Origin of the sequence: Shewanella sp. P1-14-1, assembly GCF_001401775.1 — a bacterium.
GTDB classification, from domain to species: domain Bacteria; phylum Pseudomonadota; class Gammaproteobacteria; order Enterobacterales; family Shewanellaceae; genus Shewanella; species Shewanella japonica.
On the sequence record NZ_LKTL01000126.1, the window covers coordinates 1 to 248 of the forward strand.

General features: G+C 37.5%; 1 protein-coding gene. It reads left to right on the plus strand.

What is annotated here, in order from left to right; all coding sequences use genetic code 11:
* Positions 1-198 (plus strand): hypothetical protein (locus AN944_RS21940; protein WP_235531049.1); only part of this gene is annotated, 198 nt, incomplete at its 5' end.
* Positions 199-248 lie beyond the last annotated feature (50 nt).

Sequence of the window (248 nt, forward strand, 5' to 3'; positions counted from 1 at the left end):
TCACTACTGAGTTCGGGATGGGATCAGGTGGTACCACAATGCTATTGTCACCAAGCAAATTCGGGTGTTAATCGCTTATCGCAATTAACGAAATTCGGAAAGCTGTTTGAGTTTTCTACTTTATTAAGTGCTTTATATTCTTTACTAAGTCTTACCTTCACAGTAAGTAATAAATCTAGTTACCATCAACTCAGATAAAACTCATCTGGGTTGTATGGTTAAGCCTCACGAGTCATTAGTACAGGTTA